The following is a 22,129-nucleotide window of genomic DNA, read 5'->3' on the forward strand; positions in this document are numbered from 1 at the left end:
AAATTCTTCAAGAAAAAAAGCCGTTCCACAAAGGAACGGCCCTTCTATTTAATCTAAAATTTTCACAAACGGTTCATCTTGCTTCGCTTCACGTATAATAATCGCTTCTGGACGTTCTACAGATTTAATCGTTACTTGTACTTTCATATAATTCGGGAAGTATTCCATAACAAGTCCAGCTACATATTGTGTAAAACCAATTATTTCTGCTTTGCCATTAAACTGGACAGGAATATCAAGCTTTACTTCCCTTAATTCATCGTCTCTATACATACCAGTACCGATAACAGCTGTATAGTCGCCTTGGAAATAATCGCTTAGTTTTGCTTTAAAGTTTGATACTCTCGCCAAATCTTCACGTTTATTATCTGTTTTCGCTTGTTCAGATGGGAATAAATAATATTTCTCATTAATTTGTTTCCAATCTTCAACCGTTTCACTACCTTTTTCAACATTCGCATAAGAAACAAAGTTACCTGGCACGAGTGAAGCCTTTGGAGCCTGACGATAAATTGCAAATGTTATCGGAAGGTTTTTTGTTGTAGGATCTTTTTGATGCATAAATTTCAAGACTTCTTGCGCCATTTTTTTCCCTTCAGCTAACATTTTTTCTTGCTCAATTTTAGCCTCACGCGGATAACCATGCTCTTCCTCGTAATAATGAACCGAATTCATTGCTAAACCAACTACAATGCCTTGGAGTTCATCTGTTTCGCCTTTTTTCACATAATAATCATGCTCTAAAATATTGGAAATATATATTGGATTTTTTTTATTTTTTGCCTCTAATGATTCAGATCCTCCACCTAACGCTGGGTTTAACCCAATGTTTGGGAATTTAACGGCATCTTTTTTTAATTTGTCCTCTAGTTCCTTTTGCTCAGCATCTGTACGCTTTCTTTTAACAAGCATCTGCACATTTTGAGTATCTAGAGTACTTCCACCTTTAAAGAAATGATCTTTCGTACTAAAAGATTCCTTCGCAATACGCATTAATCCTGTTTCAAATTCATCTATATCAAGACGATTATTTACTCCTTGCACGACTAAACCACGTGCCTTTCCACCATCAAATGGAATTGTCGTCTTATAATATTCATCCGACATAGCGTATTTTGGAACAACTGATTGTTCTTTTGCTTTCCCCGATTTCTCAGCCACTTTTTCATCTTTGTCGGCACCTGCACTACACCCACTTACAAGTAGACCAAGGCTTAATACCGCTAATGCTATTTTTTTCATGGTAAGTTTGCACCTCTTACTTATTTAGCTCTTGTAAGAACCTCTCTTCATTCCAAACCTCAACATTATGTTTCTCCGCTTGTGCTAATTTCGAACCTGCTGCTTCACCTGCAACAACTAAATCCGTACTCTTACTAACACTTCCTGTTACTTTTCCACCTAATGCCTCAATCTTCTTCTTCGCTTCACTTCGTCCCATCACTTCTAATTTCCCTGTTAAAACGACAGTTTTTCCTGCGAAGTACGACTCAACATTTTGTAAATCTGCAATTTTTATACCTTTGTATGTCATATTCACGCCATACTCTTTAAATTGTTGTAATAACTCTAATACGTCTTCATTATCAAAATACGTCACGACGGATTGAGCCATTTTTTCACCAATCTCGTTAATTGCTTTTAGTTCTTCTTCCGTTGCTTTCACAAGTGCATCCATCGTTTCAAAATGCTCTGCAAATGTACGTGCTGCTTTTGCTCCAACGTGGCGAATACCAAGACCAAATAATAACCGCTCTAATGAGTTTTCTTTAGAATTCTCAATTGCTTGTACTAAATTCGTTGCTGATTTTTCGCCGAATCGTTCTAGCTGCAATAATTGCTCTTTCGTCAACGAATACAAATCCGCAAATGTACGAATATAATCAGCATCAAAGAGTTGTGTAATGACACGTTCTCCAAGTCCATCAATATTCATTGCATTTCTTGAAACGAAATGAATTAACCCTTCACGAATTTGAGCCGGACAAGTTGGATTTATACAACGAAGTGCTACCTCTTCTTCTAAACGAACTAGTTCACTCTCACATGCTGGGCAATGCGTTGGCATATGATATTCTTCTTCCTCACCAGTACGCTTATCAAAAATAACGTTCACAACTTCAGGAATAATATCTCCAGCCTTCTTCACAACAACATAGTCACCAATTCGAATATCTTTTTCACGAATTAAATCTTCGTTATGTAAAGAAGCACGACGAACGATAGTACCAGCCACTCGCACTGGTTCTAGCTCTGCAGTCGGTGTTACAACCCCTGTGCGACCAACACTTAATTCAATACCTGTTAATCTTGTTACAACTTCTTCAGCTGGGAATTTATAAGCAATCGCCCATCTTGGACTCTTTGCTGTAGTTCCTAAACTTTCTTGAAGAGCAACATCATCTACTTTTATAACAATTCCATCAATCTCATAATCAAGATGCGGACGTTTTTCTTGCCATTCTTCTACATAAGCGATAACTTCTTCAATTGTTTCACATGTACGACGATTTGGATTTGTTTTGAATCCAAGTTCACCTAAGAAATCAAGCGATTCACTATGTGATGGAATTGTTTTTTCTTCTACATTCGCAAGACCGTATACAAACATAGATAAGTTACGCTTCGCTGCAATTTTTGGATCCAGTTGGCGTATTGAACCTGCTGCCGCATTACGTGGATTCGCAAATACATCTTCACCGTTTTGCTCTTTTTCTTCATTTAGCTTAACGAATGAACGCTTCGGCATATAAGCTTCGCCTCGTGCTTCTAACGTTACTTCTTCATTTAAACGAAGCGGGATCGCTTTAATCGTTTTTAAATTTTGAGTAATATCTTCACCTGTTACACCATCACCACGTGTTGCCCCTTGAATGAAGCGTCCTTTTTCATAATGAAGTGAAACAGCAAGTCCGTCAATTTTTAATTCACAAATATATCTTACATTCGCATCATCAATTCCTTGGCGTACTCGTCGGTCAAAATCACGTAAATCCCCCTCGTTAAATGCGTTTCCTAAACTTAACATCGGTGACTTATGTGTTACTTTTTCAAATATATCAAGAACAGTTCCCCCAACGCGAATTGAGGGAGAGTCTTCACTCATAAACTCTGGATTCTCTGCTTCTAATTTTATAAGCTCCTGCATATTACGGTCATACTCCGCATCAGAAACAGAAGGATTGTCTAATACGTGATATTGATAGTTAAATGTATTTAACAAATCACGCAGTTCTTCTATACGTTGTTTTGCTATCTCTTTTGACATATCCTCATTCCTTTCCTATTGTTTCGTCACAGGTGCAAATTTTGCTAACAAACGTTTAACACCAATTGGGCTTGGGAACGCAATATCTAATTCTTTTGCATCACCTTCACCTTTTACACTTACAACTGTACCAACTCCCCATTTTTGGTGGGAAGCTTTATCGCCTACTGCCCAGCCGATTTGTTCGCCGCCTGTCGTCTTAGCTGCAGGACGCGCGAAAGCTGAACGAGAGCGTGTTGTAGTTGTGACTGTCGTTTTACTGCTACTAGCCGTTCTTCCTTTTGCACCAAACGAAGTTTCACGCTTTGGTGCTGTTTCATTTAATGATTCCACTAGTTCTGCTGGGATTTCTGTAATAAATCGAGATGCGGCGTTCATACTTGTTCTACCAAATAAAGTACGCATTTGTGCATTGGATAAATATAGCTCTTCTTCTGCACGAGTAATACCTACATAAGCAAGACGGCGCTCTTCTTGCATTTCATCTTCTTCCATTAGAGAGCGAGTATGTGGGAATATTCCTTCCTCTAAACCGACAATAAAGACAACTGGGAATTCTAATCCTTTCGCTGAGTGCATCGTCATTAAAATAACTTCCTCACCAGCAGTTGGATCTTCATCTACACGATCAATATCAGCAACAAGTGCTAAGTCTGTTAAGAATGCAACAAGGCTCTTATCTTCGCTTTGAGATTCAAATGTTTGCGTAACAGATAAAAACTCATCTAAGTTCTCTAGACGGCCTTCCGCTTCTAACGTACGCTCGTTTTTCAACATATCGCGATAGCCTGTTTTTTCAATAACTTCTTCTACCAATTCTGTAACAGATAAATACTCTTGCATATTTACCCAGTTGTGTAATAAACCTGCGAATTCTTTCACTGCCTTTGTAACCTTTGCACTTACTCCAACATGCTCAATCTCATCGAATACAGCCGTTAATGAAATTCCATTTTGCACACCGTAATTAATAATTTTATCGATAGAAGTCGCACCAATTCCGCGCTTTGGCACATTTATAATACGTGCGAAACTAATCTCATCATCTGGATTTCCAATTAAACGTAAATACGCCAAAATGTCTTTAATCTCTTTACGATCATAGAACTTCGTACCGCCGACAATTTTGTAAGGAATATTAGATTTCAGGAAAATCTCCTCGACCATACGAGACTGCGCATTCGTACGATATAACACGGCAAAATCAGTATATTTTCGTTTTCCCATTTGAATATCATCACGAATTTTTTTCGCAACAAAGTACGCTTCGTCTTTTTCCGTTGCAGCACGGTAGTATGAGATTTTGCTTCCAACTTCATTATCTGTCCATAACTTCTTCGGTTTACGATTCGTATTTTTTTCAATAACAGCATTCGCTGCATTTAAAATGTTTTGTGACGAACGATAATTTTGTTCTAACAAAATAACTTGCGCATTCTCATAGTCTTTTTCGAATGACAAAATGTTAGAAATGTCAGCACCGCGCCAGCGATAAATAGACTGATCAGAGTCACCTACAACGCATAAATTTTTAAAGCGTGCAGCTAAATGTTTAACAAGAAGGTACTGCGCTTTGTTCGTATCTTGATACTCATCCACGTGAATATATTGGAACTTACGTTGATAAAACTCTAGTACTTCTGGAACACGTTCAAATAACTGAATCGTTGTCATAATTAAATCATCAAAGTCTAATGAGTTATTTTTCAGAAGACGTTTTTGATATTCTGTATATACATCGCTCGTTAATTTTTCATATGGATCAGCGATTGTAATTTTTTTTGCGTATTTATCTGCAGATAACAATTCATTTTTCGCATTACTAATACCCGCTAAAATAGAGCGTGGTTCAAATTTCTTCGGATCAATATTGCGCTCTTTCATAATTTTTTTGACTACAGTTAACTGATCGCCTGAATCTAAAATTGTAAAGTTACGATTAATACCAATACGATCGATATCACGTCGTAAAATACGTACACACATAGAGTGGAACGTAGAAATCCAAATATCTTCTGCTTCTGGTCCGACAAGTGTATCAATACGCTCGCGCATTTCACGAGCGGCTTTATTTGTGAAGGTAATAGCTAGTACATTCCACGGCGCTATACCTTTTTCACCAAGTAAATACGCAATACGATGTGTTAACACACGTGTTTTACCACTACCTGCGCCTGCCATTAATAGAAGTGGTCCGTTCGTTGTTTGTACTGCTTTTTGTTGCTGCGGATTTAAACCATTTAATAACTTATCTGTCGTACTCATATACGCCTGCACCTACTCTCCTTTTACTGCTTTAACCGTTTTTAACGCTGCTTTTATATCATCATAAATAATATTTCCAACAACTACCGTATCAGCGTACTGCGCCATTTCCTTCGCTTGTTCAGCATTAGAAATACCGCCACCGTAATACAACTTCGCTTGTTTCAATTCTGCTTTCACATTTTTAACAAGTTCAACGTCTCCATACGTACCGCTATATTCTAAATAAAATATCGGTAAACGTAATAGCTTGTCTGCTAAACGCGCGTATGCAATCACATCATCTTCTGTTACATCACATTTCGCATCTGTAAGCTGGGCTACTTTCGCTTCAGGATTTAAAACACAATACCCTTCCATGAAAATTTCGTCCCAATCCATAATATCCCCAAATTCTTTCAAAGCCTCATGATGAACGCCTGTTACCCATTCTACTTTTCGGCTATTTAAAACGCTTGGGATATAATAAAAATCAAATCCTGGTGTAATTGCTTCTACATCAGAAACCTCTAACACACAAGGAACTGCATATCTACGAATGCTAACTAGCATGTGTAGTACATTATCAATTGTTACTCCATCACTTCCGCCTACAATAACAGCATCTGTTCCAGACTCACAAATCATTTCTAAATGTTCATCACTTAACTCCTTATTTGGATCAAGCTTAAATACATGTTTCCACCCGGAAATATCGTACATGAAAACACCCTTTCTTTTCTCTATTTATGTATATTTCTGTTCAAAGTAACAGTTTATTTTCATTAGGATTTTTTTAACTTCATCTTAAATATTTGTTTAAAACGGAGAATTAAGTTTGGAATTCCCTCTTCCACATTTTTTCAAACGAGAGGATTTAATTTTGAACTTCCTTTTATGCATTCTTTCATTATAACAAAAAAAGCTACTTGCACACACGCACATTCCAACATCTTTTTCAACGTCAAATGTTGGATTACATATCCCAAAAATCACACGGGATACTAATAAGAGAAATAGTATTATCTATTTCAACTTTCATAAAAAGGAGTGTTTTTCTAATGAAGCAAAACATCGGTACAATAAATGCCCTAATTCGAATCACACTCGGACTTGTCCTCTTCGGCTGTAGTAGCGCTAAACTTGTACGCAAGCCGTGGTGCACTTGGTCTAACGTCTTGCTATGGATTGGTGCAATGAAAATTGCAGAGGGAATTGTTCGTTTCTGCCCTATTGTTGAAATGTGGAAATTCGGAAAATACATGAATATGGGGGCATTTAAAATGCCTAGCATGAATTTTGCTGAAAAGAGACATACTAAAGAAGAAGTGAACCAAACTTCCAATTATGACAAACCACGGTCAAATGGAAGTTATGACGCTTCTGACAAAGAGATTGAGTCAGCGATTGAAGATATAATCCTGGCAAAACCGCTTTGAATCATTTGTCACGATGCAAGATGCTCTCAAAGGGACTTAGCTGCTGCAGTGGGCGGTTAAGTCTTCTTTATTTTACCACAAAACAGAACGTACATTCTTATTTTGAACCTTAAAATATACCTAATCAATAAAATTCAGAAAATTAGGTGCAAACCCCTTGCTTGAAATGATATAAAAGTGATATCATTTTTATATCAGGAGGCGATCATATGAAAGAAAAACAAGTATTTTATGTAAATGGTTTTCTCGGTATTATCGGGATTTTAATTTTAGCCGCTATCGGTGTATTTTTCCTCGTACAAGAAATTTTCATAGGAGCAGCATTAACTATTATTTTAGCTGCAGTTCTTGCTACAGGTATTGGTATTGTTCAACCAAACCAAGCAAAAGTCATTACGTTTTTCGGTAATTATTTAGGAACAATTCGTCAAAACGGTTTATTTTTAACGATTCCGTTCGCATTCCGTCAAACTGTATCGTTACGTGTTGAAAACTTTAATAGTAAGAAATTAAAAGTAAATGATGTTGACGGAAATCCAATTGAAATTGCAGCTGTTATCGTCTATAAAGTTGTTGATTCTGCAAAAGCAATGTTCGGCGTTGAACATTATGATCGATTTGTAGAAATTCAAAGTGAAACGGCAATCCGCCACGTTGCAACGAAGTATCCTTATGACAATTTCCAAGATGAAACCAGCATTACATTGCGTGGAAATACTGAAGAAGTATCTGAAGAATTAAAGCGTGAGTTAGAAGCACGCCTTGAAATCGCTGGCGTAGAAGTATTAGAAACTCGTTTAACACATTTAGCCTACGCAACAGAAATTGCCCATGCAATGCTACAACGTCAACAAGCAAAAGCAGTATTGGCTGCTAGAAAAGAGATTGTTGAAGGTGCTGTGAAGATGGCAAAAGATTCAATCCATATGTTAGATGAAGAAGGCGTACTGGAACTCGATGACGAGCGTAAAGCAAATATGGTAAATAACTTATTAGTTGCCATCGTTTCAGATAAAGGTGCGCAACCAGTTATTAATACAGGAAGCCTATACTAAAAGGTTGTAAATCATTATGGCTAAAAAGAAAAGCTTTCCATTACGTATTGATCCTGAATTACACGCAGTCATCGAAAAATGGGCGAATGATGAGTTTCGTAGCGTCAATGCACACATCGAATATTTGCTTCGAGAAATGGCAAAGCAAAAAGGAAAATTGAAAAAAGATAAAGAGGCATAAAAAATCCCGCTGAGAAATCAGCGGGATTTTTACATATTAGCTTCTCGTCATCTCATGCCCAATTGCACGATATCCTATATCACTTCGGTAAAATAGACCATCACTCTCAATTTTACCGATTTCTTTATACACCTTATCTTTCGCTTCTTGTAAACTATTTGCCTTACAAGCAACAAATAGTACACGGCCACCGTTTGTTACAAAGTCACCATGTTTCATTGCTGTACCTGAATGAAACACAATTACATCTTGCAATGTATCTAATCCTTTAATAATGTCACCTTTTTTATATGCTTCTGGATACCCTTTCGAAGCAAGTACAACACCGATTACCGCTTCCTCTGACCATTGTAACGTTAATTCACTTTCATCTAATACAGCGTTACATACATCCACTAAATCATTTTCTAAGCGAGGTAATACAACTTCCGTTTCAGGATCGCCAAAGCGGGCATTAAATTCAATTACCTTTGGGCCATCATTTGTTAAAATAAGTCCCGCATATAAAATTCCTGTAAATGAACGGTTTTCTGCAATCATCGCTTTAGCAGTTGGATGTAATACCGTTTTTATCGCCTCTTGAACTGCTGATTCTGGAATTTGTGGTACTGGAGAATACGCGCCCATTCCGCCTGTATTTGGGCCTTTATCACCATCAAAAGCTCGTTTATGATCTTGCGCAATTACCATCGGATGCACAGTTGTTCCATTCACAAATGCCATTAATGAAAATTCTTGTCCATCTAAAAACTCTTCAATAACGACCTTCTTACTCGCTTCGCCGAACTTTACATCTTGTAGCATTTCTTTCGCAGCTTGTAACGCCTCTTCAAGTGTCATTGCTACTGTTACACCTTTACCAGCAGCTAATCCGTCTGCCTTAATAACAATCGGTGCACCAACTTTTTGAATGTACTGTACTGCTTCTTCATAATCTGTAAAAGTTTCATATACCGCAGTTGGAATATTATACTTTTTCATCAATTCTTTCGTAAAAGCTTTACTACCTTCAATAACAGCAGCCGCTTTATTTGGACCAAATACACGAAGTCCCTCTTCTTTAAAGCGATCAACAATTCCATTCATAAGTGGAATTTCTGGTCCAATGAAAGTTAATTCAACCTTATTCTCTTTAGCAAATAAAACTAATGCATCAAAATCATTTTCATCAATATCAACTGGTGTTGCAACATCGCGCATGCCTTCATTACCCGGTGCTACATATATCTTTTCTACCTTTTCAGATTGCGCAAACTTCCAAGCTAAAGCATGCTCACGCCCACCGCGGCCGATTACTAAAACATTCATATTTCATCCCCCGATACTTAAATAAGTACAAACTAGAAGCTATGCTTCTAGTTTGGTTTCATATAAATAAAAGTTTAAAAAGGAGGATCAAGAGAACCGAGCAGGTCGAGGCGCATTTGACAGGAGGACACGGAATGTAGTTTTCCTACATGAGTACCGCACTGGCAATGCAACGACGACATGCGACTGTTATCTTGACCGGACTTTTTAAACATCCTCTATTAATGTTTGAAATGACGTACGCCCGTGAACACCATAGCAATCCCATACTTATCCGCTACTTTAATAGAATCTTCATCACGGATTGATCCGCCTGGTTGAATGATTGCTGTAATTCCTGCTTTTGCTGCTTCTTCTACTGTATCTGGCATTGGGAAGAAAGCATCTGATGCAAGTGCGCTACCTTGTGCTTTTTCGCCAGCTTGTGTGATAGCAATTTTTGCAGAACCTACACGGTTCATCTGCCCTGCCCCTACACCAACTGTCATGTTATCATTCGCTAAAACAATTGCGTTTGATTTCACATGTTTTACAACTTTCCAAGCTAGTTTTAAATCTTTCCACTCTTGCTCTGACGGCTCACGTTTCGTTGGAATTGAAATTGTACTTTCATCTAATGATAACGTATCTTCCTCTTGAACAAGAAGACCGCCTTGTACAGAAGTTAGTTTTTTACTTGCACTTGTCGCTTTTTCAATATTTACAGTTAGTAAGCGTAAGTTTTTCTTACTTTGCAGTACTTCTAAAGCTTCTTTTGAGAAAGAAGGTGCAATAATAATTTCTAAGAAAATTTCGTGTAACTTTTCAGCTGTTGCTTTGTCAATTTCGCGATTCGCTGCGATAATACCTCCAAAGATTGATACTGGATCAGCTTCATAAGCACGTGTGTATGCCTCATGAATATCAGTTCCTACTCCAACACCACATGGATTCATATGTTTTACTGCTACTACTGCTGGCTCTGTAAATTCTTTCACGATACTAAGCGCTGCATCTGCATCGTTAATATTGTTATACGATAATTCCTTACCGTGTAATTTTTCTGCGTATGCAACAGAAGAAGTTGCTGCGAATGGCGCTTTATAGAAAGTTGCTTTTTGATGTGGGTTCTCGCCATAACGTAAGTCTTGCTTTTTCTCAAATGTCACAGTTAATGTTTCTGGGCTTTCTTCACCCATTTGCTCTGTTAAGTAGTTAGAGATTAACGCATCATATGCCGCTGTATGACGGAATACCTTCGCTGCTAATTTACGTTTTGTTTCTTCTTTTACTTCACCGTTCTCTTTCAGTTCTGCTAATACAACATCGTAATCTACTGGATCTACAATTACCGATACAAATTTATGATTTTTCGCAGCGGAGCGAATCATTGTTGGACCACCGATATCAATATTTTCAATTGCATCAGCAAATGTTACATCAGGCTTAGCGATTGTTTCTTTGAATGGGTATAAGTTAACAACAACAAAATCAATCGGCTCCATACCTAACTCATTCATTTGTGCTACATGCGTTGCATTATCGCGAACTGCTAATAGACCACCATGAATATTTGGATGTAATGTTTTCACACGGCCATCCATAATTTCAGGGAAACCAGTTACTTCAGAAATACCAATTACTTGTAAACCGTTTTCTTCTAGTAACTTTTTCGTACCACCTGTTGAAATAACTTCAATCCCTTGTTCTAGTAACCCTTTAACAAATTCTACTACTCCTGTTTTATCTGAAACACTTACTAATGCACGCTTTTTCATTTATCCTTCACCCCTGGTTGTATGTTAGTTAACAGTTGATTCTTTCACAGACTGAACAATTTGATTCACTGTATTTACGTATAATTTATGTTCAACTTGTTGAATTTTCTTTTGTAAACTTTCTCTCGTATCCCCTTCAGAAACAACCACTGCTTCTTGCGCAATAATTGGCCCTGTATCCATACCTGCATCTACATAATGAATTGTTACTCCAGTTACTTTCACACCTGCTTCTAACGCTTGACCGACAGCATCTTTGCCCGGAAAGCTCGGTAGTAATGATGGATGAATATTAATAATCTTCCCGCCATATGCTTCTAGTAACGTCGGCCCGATTAAACGCATATATCCAGCTAAAATAACATAATCAATTTCATATTCTTCTAGCTTCTTTAATATCTCTTTTTCAAACGCTTCTTTTGACTCATATGCTTTCGCTGAAAAAGCAAAACACGGAATATGATGATAATTTGCCCGTCCAACAGCGCGTGCTTCTGGTTTATCACATACTAATAAACTAATTTCTGCATCCAATCTTTTTTCTTCTACCGCATTAACGAGAGATTGAAAGTTAGATCCGCTTCCAGAAGCAAAAACTGCTAATCTACTCATAGTGCTGTGCCCCCATTGAAGGTAACGCCAGCCCCTTGTACAGTACGTCCAATAATACGAGCTGTTTCTTTTTGCTCTTCAAGAAGACGAACGATATCTTTTGCTTCTTCTTCCTTCACTGCTACTACCATACCAATACCCATGTTAAAAATATTGAACATTTCTTTCTCTTCCAGTTTTCCAACTTCTTGAAGCAAACTAAAGATCGGCTGAATTTCCCAAGATCCTAGTTCAATCTCAGCACCGATTCCTTCTGGTAACATACGTGGAATATTTTCAATAAATCCGCCACCTGTAATATGCGCCATACCGTATACTTCATGTTTCTTCAATAGTTCTAAAATAGGTTTGACATAAATTTTCGTTGGTTTTAATAATTCTTCACCAAGAGGTAGTTCTAAGCGGCCATAAATACGCTCTAAAGATAGTTCTCCATCTTCTAGTAACACTTTTCGTACTAAAGAGTAACCATTGCTATGAATACCGCTAGATGCTAAGCCAATTAGCACGTGACCAGCTTCAATTTTTTCACCTGTTACAATTTTCTTTTTATCAACAATCCCAACTGTAAAACCAGCTAAATCATATTCTTCCGTAGAATACATTCCTGGCATTTCAGCTGTTTCTCCACCGATTAATGCACAACCAGCTTGACGACAGCCCTCTGATATACCTTTGACGATGTTTTCAATTTTACTAGGTTCAGCTTTACCACAAGCAATATAATCAAGGAAGAAAAGCGGCTCTGCTCCTTGGACAACAATATCATTTACACACATCGCTACTGCATCAATACCAATTGTGTCATGTTTATCTGCCATAAAAGCGAGCATCAATTTCGTTCCCACGCCATCTGTTCCAGATACTAATACAGGTTCTTCTAATGCAAATTTTGATAGATCAAACATACCTCCAAAACCGCCTAAACCGCCTAGTACTTCTTTTCTCATTGTTGTTTGTACGTGTTTTTTCATGCGAGATACCGCTTCATATCCAGCTTCAATATCTACTCCTGCTTGCTTATATGCATTCGCCATCGTTATCTACACCTCGTCTTTTAATTTCTCCCTATCCTGTGCGGGCCATTTTAAGAAAGAAGCTAGCTTCTACCTCAAAAGAAGTAGAAGCTTTTTCCTTCTTATTTCATACTTTCAAAAAGCTCTTGCTCATAATCATAAAGGGCTGTTGGATAATCTCCATTGAAGTATGCCATACATAGGCCGCCGTATTTCCCTTCATATGGACGTCCAATTGCATCTACTAATCCATCTTCACTTAAAAATGTTAATGAGTCTGCACCAATCATTTCACGAATTTCTTCTACTGTATGATTTGCTGCAATTAATTCTTTTCTCGTTTGAATATCAATGCCGTAGAAACATGGATATTTCAGAGGTGGTGAAGCTATTCTTACGTGAACTTCTGTCGCTCCAGCCTCACGAAGCATACGAACAATTCGTTTACTCGTTGTTCCTCGTACGATAGAATCGTCAATCATAACAACCCGTTTTCCTTCAACTACACCTCTTACTGCTGAAAGCTTCATCTTAACCCCTTGCTCTCGCAGTTCCTGAGAAGGTTGAATAAATGTACGTCCAACGTAACGATTTTTAATTAATCCTAACTCATATGGAATGCCTGTTGCCTCAGCATAACCAATCGCTGCTGAAATACTAGAGTCTGGCACACCAGTAACAACATCTGCTTCAATAGGAGCTTCTGCCGCCAAACGTTTCCCCATGTTTTTACGTGCTGCATGGACGTTAATACCAGCAATATTTGAATCTGGACGTGCAAAGTAAATGTACTCCATACTACAAATTGCATGATCTACTTCATTTGTAAAACGATCTACGTGAATTCCTTCATCATTGATGATAAGTAATTCACCTGGTTCTACATCACGAATGTATGTTGCACCTACTACATCGAAAGCACATGTTTCTGATGCTACAACGTAAGCATCACCCATCTTTCCGATTGAAAGAGGACGGAACCCATTTGGATCTAACGCAACAATCATTTCATTTCCAGTTAGTAAAAGATACGCAAACGCACCCTTCACTTTATTTAAAGCCTCTTTTACACTTTCAATTAACGAATCTTTCGTACTACGTTTAATAAGATGTAAAAGTACTTCTGTATCTGAACTTGTTTGAAAAATACTTCCCTCTGCCTCTAATTCGCGGCGAAGCATTTTTGCATTAATTAAATTCCCGTTATGAGCTAATGCCATACTATGATCAGAAAAACGGAATAATAATGGTTGAACGTTAGCTACTTCACTTCCACCAGCCGTCGCGTATCGCACGTGTCCGATTGCTGATTTTCCGTTCAATCCTTCTAGCTCACCTCTTGAAAACACTTCTGATATTAAACCTAACCCCTTGTGACCGACGATTTTCTCACCATTATTTACGACAATGCCTGCGCCTTCTTGCCCACGGTGCTGTAAACTGTGCAATCCGTAGTACGAAACTTGTGCTGCATTTTCATGCCCCCAAATTCCGAAAACGCCACATTCTTCATTTAACCCCTTTATTTCAGCAAGCATGGGATTGCCCCTTTCCAAGCCTTTCTCATTTCATCTACATTTGCTGTAAGTAATACTTCATTTTCTTCATTATGAATTGTTACTTCATTTGTATTTGTCACTTCTCCAACTTGAATTGCTTCTACCGCTTTCTCGAACGCTTCTTTATTTTCACGTTTTACAGTTATAACGAAGCGAGATTGTGATTCAGCGAATAATGCTGCTGTAGCTTCTCCGTCTAATTTCACAGTAGCCCCTAAACCTTTTGCACCAATGGCACTTTCAGTAATTGCAACCGCTAAACCACCTTCAGCAACATCATGAGCAGATTGAACAAGGCCAGCTTGAATTGCTGCTAATACTTGTTTTTGACGTTTTAATTCTACGTCTAGATCGATACTTGGTGATTGGCCGAAAATTTTGCCGTGAATCATTTTCTGTAACTCACTTCCACCAAACTCAGCTTTCGTCTCTCCGATAACATAAACTAAATCGCCAGCTTGCTTAAACTCTTGTGTTGTTACATGTTTTAAATCGTGTACAAGTCCAACCATCCCAACTGTCGGTGTTGGGTATACAGCTTCACCACTACGTTCGTTATACATTGATACGTTTCCGCCGATAACTGGTGTTTGTAATGTGCGACAAGCTTCGCTCATACCATCTACTGATTTCTCAATTTGCCAGAAGATTTCTGGTTTTTCTGGATTACCGAAGTTTAAGCAATCTGTAATTGCAAGTGGCTCTCCTCCAGAACATACGATATTACGTGCTGCCTCTGCTACCGCAATTTTACCGCCCACTTCTGGATCTAAATAAATGTAGCGAGAGTTACAATCTGTCGTCATTGCTAATCCTTTTTCTGTACCACGTACACGTACAACTGCTGCATCTGAACCTGGTGTAACAACTGTGCTTGTGCGAACTTGATAATCATATTGATCATAAACCCACTCTTTACTTGCAATCGTCGGTTGTTGTAATAGAGCGAATAACGTTTCTTTATAATTTTCTACTTTTGGTGTTTCCATTTTCATTGCCTGGAATTCAGCAAAGTATGCTGCTTCTTTTGATGGTTTATGATAAATTGGTGCTTCTTCTGCAAGAGCATCTGCTGGTACTTCAGCTACCTTTTCACCTTTATGGAATAAACGAAGCATTTTGTCTTCCGTTACTTTCCCCATCGTAACGGCTGCAAGACCATACTTCTCAAATAAATCTACTATTTCTTGCTCTCTACCTTTTTTCACAACGATTAGCATACGTTCTTGTGATTCAGATAGCATCATTTCATATGGTGTCATTCCTGTTTCACGCTGTGGTACATCATCTAAGTACATTTCAATACCCATTCCTGCTTTACTTGCCATTTCTGCAGAAGATGATGTTAAACCAGCTGCACCCATATCTTGAATTCCAACAAGTGCATCTGATTGGATTAGCTCTAAGCAAGCTTCAATAAGAAGTTTCTCCATAAATGGATCTCCTACTTGAACTGCTGGACGCTTCTCCTCTGAGCTTTCAGATAACTCTTCAGATGCGAATGTTGCACCGTGAATACCGTCACGACCAGTTGATGCTCCTACGTACATTACTGTATTTCCAGCACCGTGCGCTTGCCCTTTTTTAATATCTTCATGATTAATTAAGCCTACGCACATTGCATTTACAAGTGGATTTCCTTCATAACATGGATCAAACTGTACTTCGCCGCCAACAGTTGGAATACCGATACAGTTACCGTACCCTGCAATCCCTGCTACTACTTCTTCGAATAAATATTTCACACGTGGTGATTGTAATTCCCCAAATCGAAGTGAGTTTAATAGAGCTACTGGGCGTGCTCCCATAGAGAATACGTCACGGATAATACCACCAACGCCTGTTGCTGCCCCTTGATATGGTTCAATAGCAGAAGGATGGTTATGACTTTCCATTTTAAATACAACCGCTTGATTATCACCGATGTCTACAATTCCAGCACCTTCCCCAGGTCCTTGCAAGACGCGCTCACCTGTTGTTGGGAATTTTCGAAGCACTGGTTTTGAATTTTTATAACTGCAATGTTCAGACCACATAACAGAGAATAACCCTGTTTCTGTATAATTTGGCAGACGGCCTAAAATCTTTTCAACCATGGCAAACTCTTCGTCTGTTAGCCCCATTTCCGCATATATGCGCTCTTCTTTAATTTGTGTTGGATTTGGTTCAAGCATTAACGACATATGTTTCCCTCCACTGTTTTAAGATAGATTGAAAGACTTTTAGCCCTTCGGCACCGCCAAGTAATTCATCTACAGCACGCTCTGGGTGTGGCATCATACCAAGTACATTTCCTTTTTCGTTTACAATACCAGCAATATCTGAAACGCTTCCATTCGGGTTTTCTACGTAACGGAATGCGATTTGATTATTCTCTTCTAATCTTTTAAGCGTTTCTTCATCACAATAGTAATTCCCCTCACCGTGTGCAATTGGAATATTAATTACTTCATCTTTTTCATATTGTGATGTAAACATCGTTTCATTATTTTCAACACGTAACTGAACTGTTCGGCACATAAATTTTAAGTTTTCGTTTCTCATTAACGCTCCTGGTAGTAATCCTGATTCAACAAGAATCTGGAATCCATTACATACACCTAAAATCGGCTTTCCTTGCTCAGCAGCTTTTTGCACTGCTTTCATTGCATTCGCAAAGCGAGAAATAGCACCGCAGCGTAAGTAGTCACCGTAAGAGAATCCACCTGGTAGTAAAATTGCATCATACTCATCTAAATTCTCTGTATCGTGCCAAACGTAATCTACTTCTTCGCCGAGCTCATCTTTAATTGCATGGAACATATCAACATCACAGTTCGAACCTGGAAATACTATTACGGCAAATTTCACTGTGCGACAACCTCCTCAACTTCATAACGGAAGTCTTCCATTACAACGTTTGCTAATAGTTTTTCACACATTTCCTTTACCTGGCTATCTAAATCAGTTACCGATTTATCAATTGTTAGTTCCATATACTTTCCGATTCGAACATCTTGTACTTCTGTGAATGAAAGGCTATGAAGTGCTCCTTTCACTGCTGTTCCTTGTGGATCTAATACGCTTTCTCTTAATGTTACATATACCTTAACTTTATACATGTGAAATTCCCCCTAAACGTTTTAAAATTTCTTCATAAGCATCTGTTAAATTTCCAAGGTCGCGACGGAATACGTCTTTATCGAACTTTTCGTTGCTCGTTTCATCCCATAAACGGCAAGTATCTGGGGAAATTTCATCCGCTAAAATAATTTCTCCTGCTTCCGTTACACCAAACTCTAATTTGAAATCTACTAATGTTACACGACAGCTTGCGAAATGATCAATCAACACTTGATTGATTTGTAGAGCCATCTCTCGTAATACGCTTACTTGCTCTGGCGACGCAACGTTTAATACACGAATATGATCTTCCGTTACAAGCGGATCTCCTAAATCATCATCTTTGAAGTAAAATTCTACGATTGGTTCTGCAAGTACAGTTCCCTCTTCCATTCCTAATCGTTTTGAAAGACTTCCTGCAATTACATTTCTTGTGACAACTTCTAAAGGAATAATACTCACTTTTTTAACAAGTTGCTCTGTCTCAGATAACTTCCCAACAAAATGTGTTTTAATTCCCACTTCTTGTAACTTTCTGAACAATAAAGTTGTAATCTCATTGTTCAAACGACCTTTTCCTGTAATCGTCTCTTTTTTCTCCCCATTGAAAGCAGTCGCACTATCTTTGTACTCTACCCAAACCATATCTGCTGATTCTGTACGATAAATTCTTTTTGCCTTACCTTCATACAGCAATTCTAGCTTTTGCATTTCGCAAGCCCCCTGTAGTTTGAAAAATGTGAATAATTTTTTTATAAAGAATGGCACAGAATGACTCTATTCTGTGCCATATGAAATTTTACGCTTCGTTTAATCCTAGGCGTTCAAAGATTGTATCAACGTGTTGCATATGATGCTCATAGTTGAAGCATTCATTAATTTCTTCTTGTGTTAACTTGCTCGTAATACGCTCATCAGCTTCTACAAGCTCTTTAAATTGTACTTGTGTTTCCCAAGCTTCCATCGCTTTAGGTTGTACGATATCATAAGCTTCTTCACGTACCATACCTTTATCGATTAATGTAAGCATTACGCGCTGAGAATAAATTAAGCCATATGTTCTTGTCATATTGCGTTTCATATTCTCTGGGTATACAGTTAAGTTTTTAACAATATTACCAAAGCGGTTTAGCATATAATTTAACGCGATTGTAGCATCTGGTAAAATTACGCGTTCTGCTGAAGAGTGAGAAATATCACGCTCATGCCATAATGGAACATTCTCATAAGCTGTCATCATATAACCGCGGATAACACGAGCTAAACCAGTCATATTTTCAGATCCAATTGGATTACGCTTATGTGGCATTGCAGAAGAACCTTTTTGACCTTTTGCGAAAGCTTCTTCAACTTCACGTGTTTCACTCTTTTGTAAACCACGAATCTCAACTGCCATCTTTTCGATAGATGTTGCGATTAATGCAAGTGTTGACATGTAATGAGCATGGCGATCACGTTGCAATGTTTGTGTTGAAATTGGTGCTGCTTCTAATCCTAAGTTTTCACAAACATACTTTTCTACGAATGGATCGATATTTGCGTATGTACCAACCGCACCAGATAATTTACCAACGCGAACTGTATCAGCAGCTTGTTTGAAACGCTCTACGTTACGTTTCATTTCTTCATACCAAAGACCAAGTTTTAAACCAAATGTTGTTGGTTCTGCATGAACACCGTGTGTTCTTCCCATCATGATCGTGTATTTATGCTCTTTCGCTTTGTTAGCTAAAATGCTTACAAAGTTTTCTAAGTCTTTTAATATGATTTCATTTGCTTGTTTTAAAATGTAAGATAACGCTGTATCTACTACGTCTGTAGATGTTAAACCGTAATGAACCCATTTACGTTCCTCGCCTAATGCTGGTGTTTCTGATACAGCACGAGTAAATGCAACTACGTCATGACGTGTCTCTTTTTCAATTTCATAAATACGATCAATATCAAATGATGCATGCTCACGAATTTTCTTAACATCTTCTTTTGGAATATCGCCAAGCTCAGCCCATGCTTCACAAGCTAAAATCTCAACTTCTAACCATGCTTTAAATTTGTTCTCTTCCGTCCAAATTGCACCCATTTCTGGGCGTGTATAACGACTAATCATCTTTTTCCCTCCAACAGTTGTTCTTGATGGTCCCAAATATGCAAACCCTTCGCTTTTTCTAGAGCGACTTCAATATTATCATTTAAAATATTTACATGCCCCATTTTTCGCTGTGCTTTTGCTTCTTCTTTTCCATACAAGTGTAAATAGCACCCGGTTAATCTATTCACTTGTCTTAGGACCCCTTCTATATGTTCGCCTAAAATGTTTACCATGACAACTGGTTTTAACAAATTTGTTTCTCCAAGAGGTAAATTACAGATCGCTCGAATATGTTGACCGAATTGACTCGTTTCACATGCATCCTGTGTATAGTGTCCTGAATTGTGAGGTCTTGGTGCTAGTTCATTAATGTAAATCTCACCATCAGCTGTAGCAAACATCTCTACCGCTAGTGTTCCCACAAGTTCTAGTTCATCCGCAAGCACTTTTGCATAAGCAATTGCTTTTTGAGAAAGTTCTTCTGTAATGCGAGCTGGAACGATAGATTCATGCAAAATGTTATTTACATGAATATTTTCCGCTACCGGAAATACTTTCGTTTCACCACTTACACTACGTGTGACAATAACTGATACTTCTTTTTCAAAAGGCACCCATTTCTCTAAAATACACTCTGCTGCTTTCGCAAGCTCTCGCGCTTTATCAACGTCAGCTTCACTTCTTAAAACAACTTGTCCTTTCCCATCATATCCACCTGTCGTTGTTTTTAAGACGGAAGGATATGATAACTCGGTAATTGCTTCAGTAAGCTGCTCTTCGTTTTGAACCAATCTATACGTTGCTACCGGTAGCCCAGCTTTCTCAATTGCATTCTTTTCTGTAAAACGATTTTGTGTTTTACTTAACAACTGACTGCCTTGCGGTAAGTAAGCATGTTTTTCAAGCCATTGTAAACATCTATAATCAATATTCTCAAATTCATATGTGACAACATCACTGATCTCTGCTAAGTGCTGAATTGCTTTTAAATCGTCATATGATGCAACAATTTCAATATCCGCAACTTGTGCACATGGTGAATGTTTTGTAGGATCTAAAACAGCAATTTTATATCCCATCTCCTTAGCTGCCAATGCCATCATTCTTCCTAGCTGGCCGCCTCCAATAATGCCGATTGTTTTTCCAGGTAAAATGATTCTCGTCATACTAGCTCACTACCTTCGCGCACATCTTTTTCAATTGCTTCTCTTCTCAATTCTAATGCATCATGTATATCATCATGGAATGATCCAAGTATTTGTGCAGCAAGTAAACCAGCATTTGTTGAACCAGCCTTACCAATTGCAACAGTTGCAACTGGAACCCCTCCTGGCATTTGGACGATGGATAATAATGAATCTAAGCCGTTTAACGCTTTTGATTGAACTGGAACTCCGATTACAGGAAGATTTGTCTTCGCTGCAACCATTCCTGGTAAATGCGCTGCTCCACCAGCTCCAGCAATAATAACTTTCAATCCACGTTCACGAGCCGTCTCTGCATATTCAAACATATAATCCGGAGTCCGATGAGCGGATACAACTTTTTTCTCATACGGTATATTTAATTCATCTAAAATATCACAAGCATATTTCATTGTTTCCCAGTCTGACGTGCTTCCCATTATGACTCCAACTAGTGATTTCATATTAGAATCCCCCCGATTCAAATAAAAAAAGCCTGAAATAGAACAGTTTCTCTTTTTACTATGAGAGAAAGTGCTCTACTCAGGCATACGTATCCCTTGTGAATAGAAAAATACCGAGTGACTTTCCCTCATAGTCTAACGAATAACGGTCGTTAGGTAGAGACTTGCAGGCCATATCCCCGCGATTATATGAGGTCTTATATATTATTCTTTCTATGGCTATATTAACAATATTTCATAAACAATGTCAACAAATAATCGAATGTTTTTTTATTACTCACCAATAACGTTCGTGTTTTAGTTATATTCAAAAGAATTATTGTAACTATATGCAAGAAGGATAAGAAATTAGAATATATATTTCTAGAGATCTATCATACAGACAACGGTCTATATACTAATTCGGCATGCTTGAATATAAAGCATGCCGTTTATATTTATTTTATTTATAATGAGGACAATAATGAAAAAACAACTACGCTCTTCTCATACTTATCCCTTTGAATAGCCTCATTTTCATTCTTTTTCTTCTTTAAGGTTATTAAATGTATGGATTATGGCATTTCGCACATAAAAATAGACACAAAAAAACCTAAGTCGAATCGACTTAGGTTTTTGCTTGGCGACGTCCTACTCTCACAGGGACAAGGTCCCAACTACCATCGGCGCTAAAGAGCTTAACTTCCGTGTTCGGTATGGGAACGGGTGTGACCTCTCTGCCATCATCACCAAACTATGAAGGCATATTCCTTCAAAACTAGATAACATTTGCTACATATTATATGGTTAAGTCCTCGATCTATTAGTATTCGTCAGCTCCACATGTCACCATGCTTCCACCTCGAACCTAT

The 22,129-nt window shown here is 38.1% G+C and carries 19 protein-coding genes, 1 rRNA gene and 1 riboswitch; of the genes, 3 read left to right on the forward strand and 17 right to left on the reverse strand.

Annotated features, from left to right (window positions below):
• Nucleotides 1-48: 48 nt before the first annotated feature.
• From AC3WVA_RS20405 to pcrB, 4 genes are read right to left on the reverse strand one after another with little or no spacing between them, the layout of a single operon-like run.
• Nucleotides 49-1,242, reverse strand: a complete 1,194-nt coding sequence (locus tag AC3WVA_RS20405; RefSeq protein ID WP_071757776.1) for a CamS family sex pheromone protein — start codon at nt 1,240-1,242, stop codon at nt 49-51.
• Between the two features lie 16 nt (nt 1,243-1,258).
• Nucleotides 1,259-3,268 carry an NAD-dependent DNA ligase LigA gene (ligA, locus tag AC3WVA_RS20410; protein WP_071757775.1) on the reverse strand — a complete coding sequence of 670 codons (2,010 nt, stop codon included), beginning with the start codon at nt 3,266-3,268 and terminating at the stop codon, nt 1,259-1,261.
• A 15-nt stretch (nt 3,269-3,283) separates the two neighbouring features.
• On the reverse strand, nt 3,284-5,533 hold the full coding sequence (pcrA, locus tag AC3WVA_RS20415; protein ID WP_048529451.1) for a DNA helicase PcrA: 2,250 nt from the start codon (nt 5,531-5,533) through the stop codon (nt 3,284-3,286).
• Nucleotides 5,534-5,545: 12 nt separating this feature from the next.
• The gene (gene pcrB / locus AC3WVA_RS20420; protein ID WP_000272090.1) at nt 5,546-6,235 is read right to left on the reverse strand and encodes a heptaprenylglyceryl phosphate synthase; all 690 of its coding nucleotides are present in this window, start codon (nt 6,233-6,235) and stop codon (nt 5,546-5,548) included.
• A gap of 338 nt (nt 6,236-6,573) precedes the next feature.
• Here pcrB and AC3WVA_RS20425 point away from each other — a divergent pair, with 338 nt between their 5' ends.
• The 3 genes from AC3WVA_RS20425 (at nt 6,574) to AC3WVA_RS20435 (ending at nt 8,187) form a co-directional block, all read left to right on the forward strand.
• On the forward strand, nt 6,574-6,951 hold the full coding sequence (locus tag AC3WVA_RS20425) for a YgaP family membrane protein (protein ID WP_071757773.1): 378 nt from the start codon (nt 6,574-6,576) through the stop codon (nt 6,949-6,951).
• Between the two features lie 209 nt (nt 6,952-7,160).
• Nucleotides 7,161-8,006 carry an SPFH domain-containing protein gene (locus AC3WVA_RS20430; RefSeq protein ID WP_098347372.1) on the forward strand — a complete coding sequence of 282 codons (846 nt, stop codon included), beginning with the start codon at nt 7,161-7,163 and terminating at the stop codon, nt 8,004-8,006.
• 16 nt (nt 8,007-8,022) lie between these two features.
• Entirely contained in the window at nt 8,023-8,187 is a 165-nt protein-coding gene (locus AC3WVA_RS20435; RefSeq protein ID WP_087957387.1) for a type II toxin-antitoxin system antitoxin, read from the forward strand.
• A 36-nt stretch (nt 8,188-8,223) separates the two neighbouring features.
• Here AC3WVA_RS20435 and purD read toward each other — a convergent pair whose 3' ends face one another.
• The 13 genes from purD to rrf form a co-directional block, all read right to left on the reverse strand.
• On the reverse strand, nt 8,224-9,495 hold the full coding sequence (gene purD, locus AC3WVA_RS20440; protein ID WP_098521206.1) for a phosphoribosylamine--glycine ligase: 1,272 nt from the start codon (nt 9,493-9,495) through the stop codon (nt 8,224-8,226).
• A 221-nt stretch (nt 9,496-9,716) separates the two neighbouring features.
• The gene (purH, locus tag AC3WVA_RS20445; RefSeq protein WP_098521205.1) at nt 9,717-11,252 is read right to left on the reverse strand and encodes a bifunctional phosphoribosylaminoimidazolecarboxamide formyltransferase/IMP cyclohydrolase; all 1,536 of its coding nucleotides are present in this window, start codon (nt 11,250-11,252) and stop codon (nt 9,717-9,719) included.
• 24 nt (nt 11,253-11,276) lie between these two features.
• Nucleotides 11,277-11,864, reverse strand: a complete 588-nt coding sequence (gene purN / locus AC3WVA_RS20450) for a phosphoribosylglycinamide formyltransferase (protein ID WP_000088589.1) — start codon at nt 11,862-11,864, stop codon at nt 11,277-11,279.
• A complete protein-coding gene (gene purM / locus AC3WVA_RS20455) occupies nt 11,861-12,901 on the reverse strand; it encodes a phosphoribosylformylglycinamidine cyclo-ligase (protein ID WP_098521204.1) in 1,041 nt (346 codons plus the stop codon). Before purM ends, purN begins: the two co-directional genes overlap by 4 nt.
• A gap of 101 nt (nt 12,902-13,002) precedes the next feature.
• Entirely contained in the window at nt 13,003-14,418 is a 1,416-nt protein-coding gene (gene purF, locus AC3WVA_RS20460; RefSeq protein WP_098521203.1) for an amidophosphoribosyltransferase, read from the reverse strand.
• The gene (gene purL, locus AC3WVA_RS20465; protein ID WP_492322124.1) at nt 14,403-16,622 is read right to left on the reverse strand and encodes a phosphoribosylformylglycinamidine synthase II; all 2,220 of its coding nucleotides are present in this window, start codon (nt 16,620-16,622) and stop codon (nt 14,403-14,405) included. Before purL ends, purF begins: the two co-directional genes overlap by 16 nt.
• A complete protein-coding gene (gene purQ / locus AC3WVA_RS20470) occupies nt 16,606-17,289 on the reverse strand; it encodes a phosphoribosylformylglycinamidine synthase subunit PurQ (protein WP_048375606.1) in 684 nt (227 codons plus the stop codon). Before purQ ends, purL begins: the two co-directional genes overlap by 17 nt.
• Nucleotides 17,286-17,540, reverse strand: a complete 255-nt coding sequence (purS, locus tag AC3WVA_RS20475; protein WP_195756151.1) for a phosphoribosylformylglycinamidine synthase subunit PurS — start codon at nt 17,538-17,540, stop codon at nt 17,286-17,288. The genes purQ and purS overlap by 4 nt, the downstream gene beginning before the upstream one ends.
• Nucleotides 17,533-18,252: a phosphoribosylaminoimidazolesuccinocarboxamide synthase gene (gene purC / locus AC3WVA_RS20480; RefSeq protein ID WP_492322125.1), complete on the reverse strand. Its 720-nt coding sequence runs from the start codon at nt 18,250-18,252 to the stop codon at nt 17,533-17,535. Before purC ends, purS begins: the two co-directional genes overlap by 8 nt.
• 88 nt (nt 18,253-18,340) lie before the next feature.
• Nucleotides 18,341-19,648 carry an adenylosuccinate lyase gene (purB, locus tag AC3WVA_RS20485; RefSeq protein WP_000625682.1) on the reverse strand — a complete coding sequence of 436 codons (1,308 nt, stop codon included), beginning with the start codon at nt 19,646-19,648 and terminating at the stop codon, nt 18,341-18,343.
• Nucleotides 19,645-20,796 carry a 5-(carboxyamino)imidazole ribonucleotide synthase gene (gene purK / locus AC3WVA_RS20490; protein ID WP_098347367.1) on the reverse strand — a complete coding sequence of 384 codons (1,152 nt, stop codon included), beginning with the start codon at nt 20,794-20,796 and terminating at the stop codon, nt 19,645-19,647. Before purK ends, purB begins: the two co-directional genes overlap by 4 nt.
• Nucleotides 20,793-21,278: a 5-(carboxyamino)imidazole ribonucleotide mutase gene (gene purE, locus AC3WVA_RS20495; RefSeq protein ID WP_000839367.1), complete on the reverse strand. Its 486-nt coding sequence runs from the start codon at nt 21,276-21,278 to the stop codon at nt 20,793-20,795. The genes purK and purE overlap by 4 nt, the downstream gene beginning before the upstream one ends.
• A 111-nt stretch (nt 21,279-21,389) precedes the next feature.
• A riboswitch (purine riboswitch) is annotated at nt 21,390-21,491 on the reverse strand.
• Nucleotides 21,492-21,895: 404 nt separating this feature from the next.
• Nucleotides 21,896-22,011: ribosomal RNA gene (gene rrf, locus AC3WVA_RS20500) — 5S ribosomal RNA — on the reverse strand.
• Between the last annotated feature and the right edge of the window lie 118 nt (nt 22,012-22,129).

The organism is Bacillus sp. EB106-04-02-XG92, assembly GCF_058791995.1.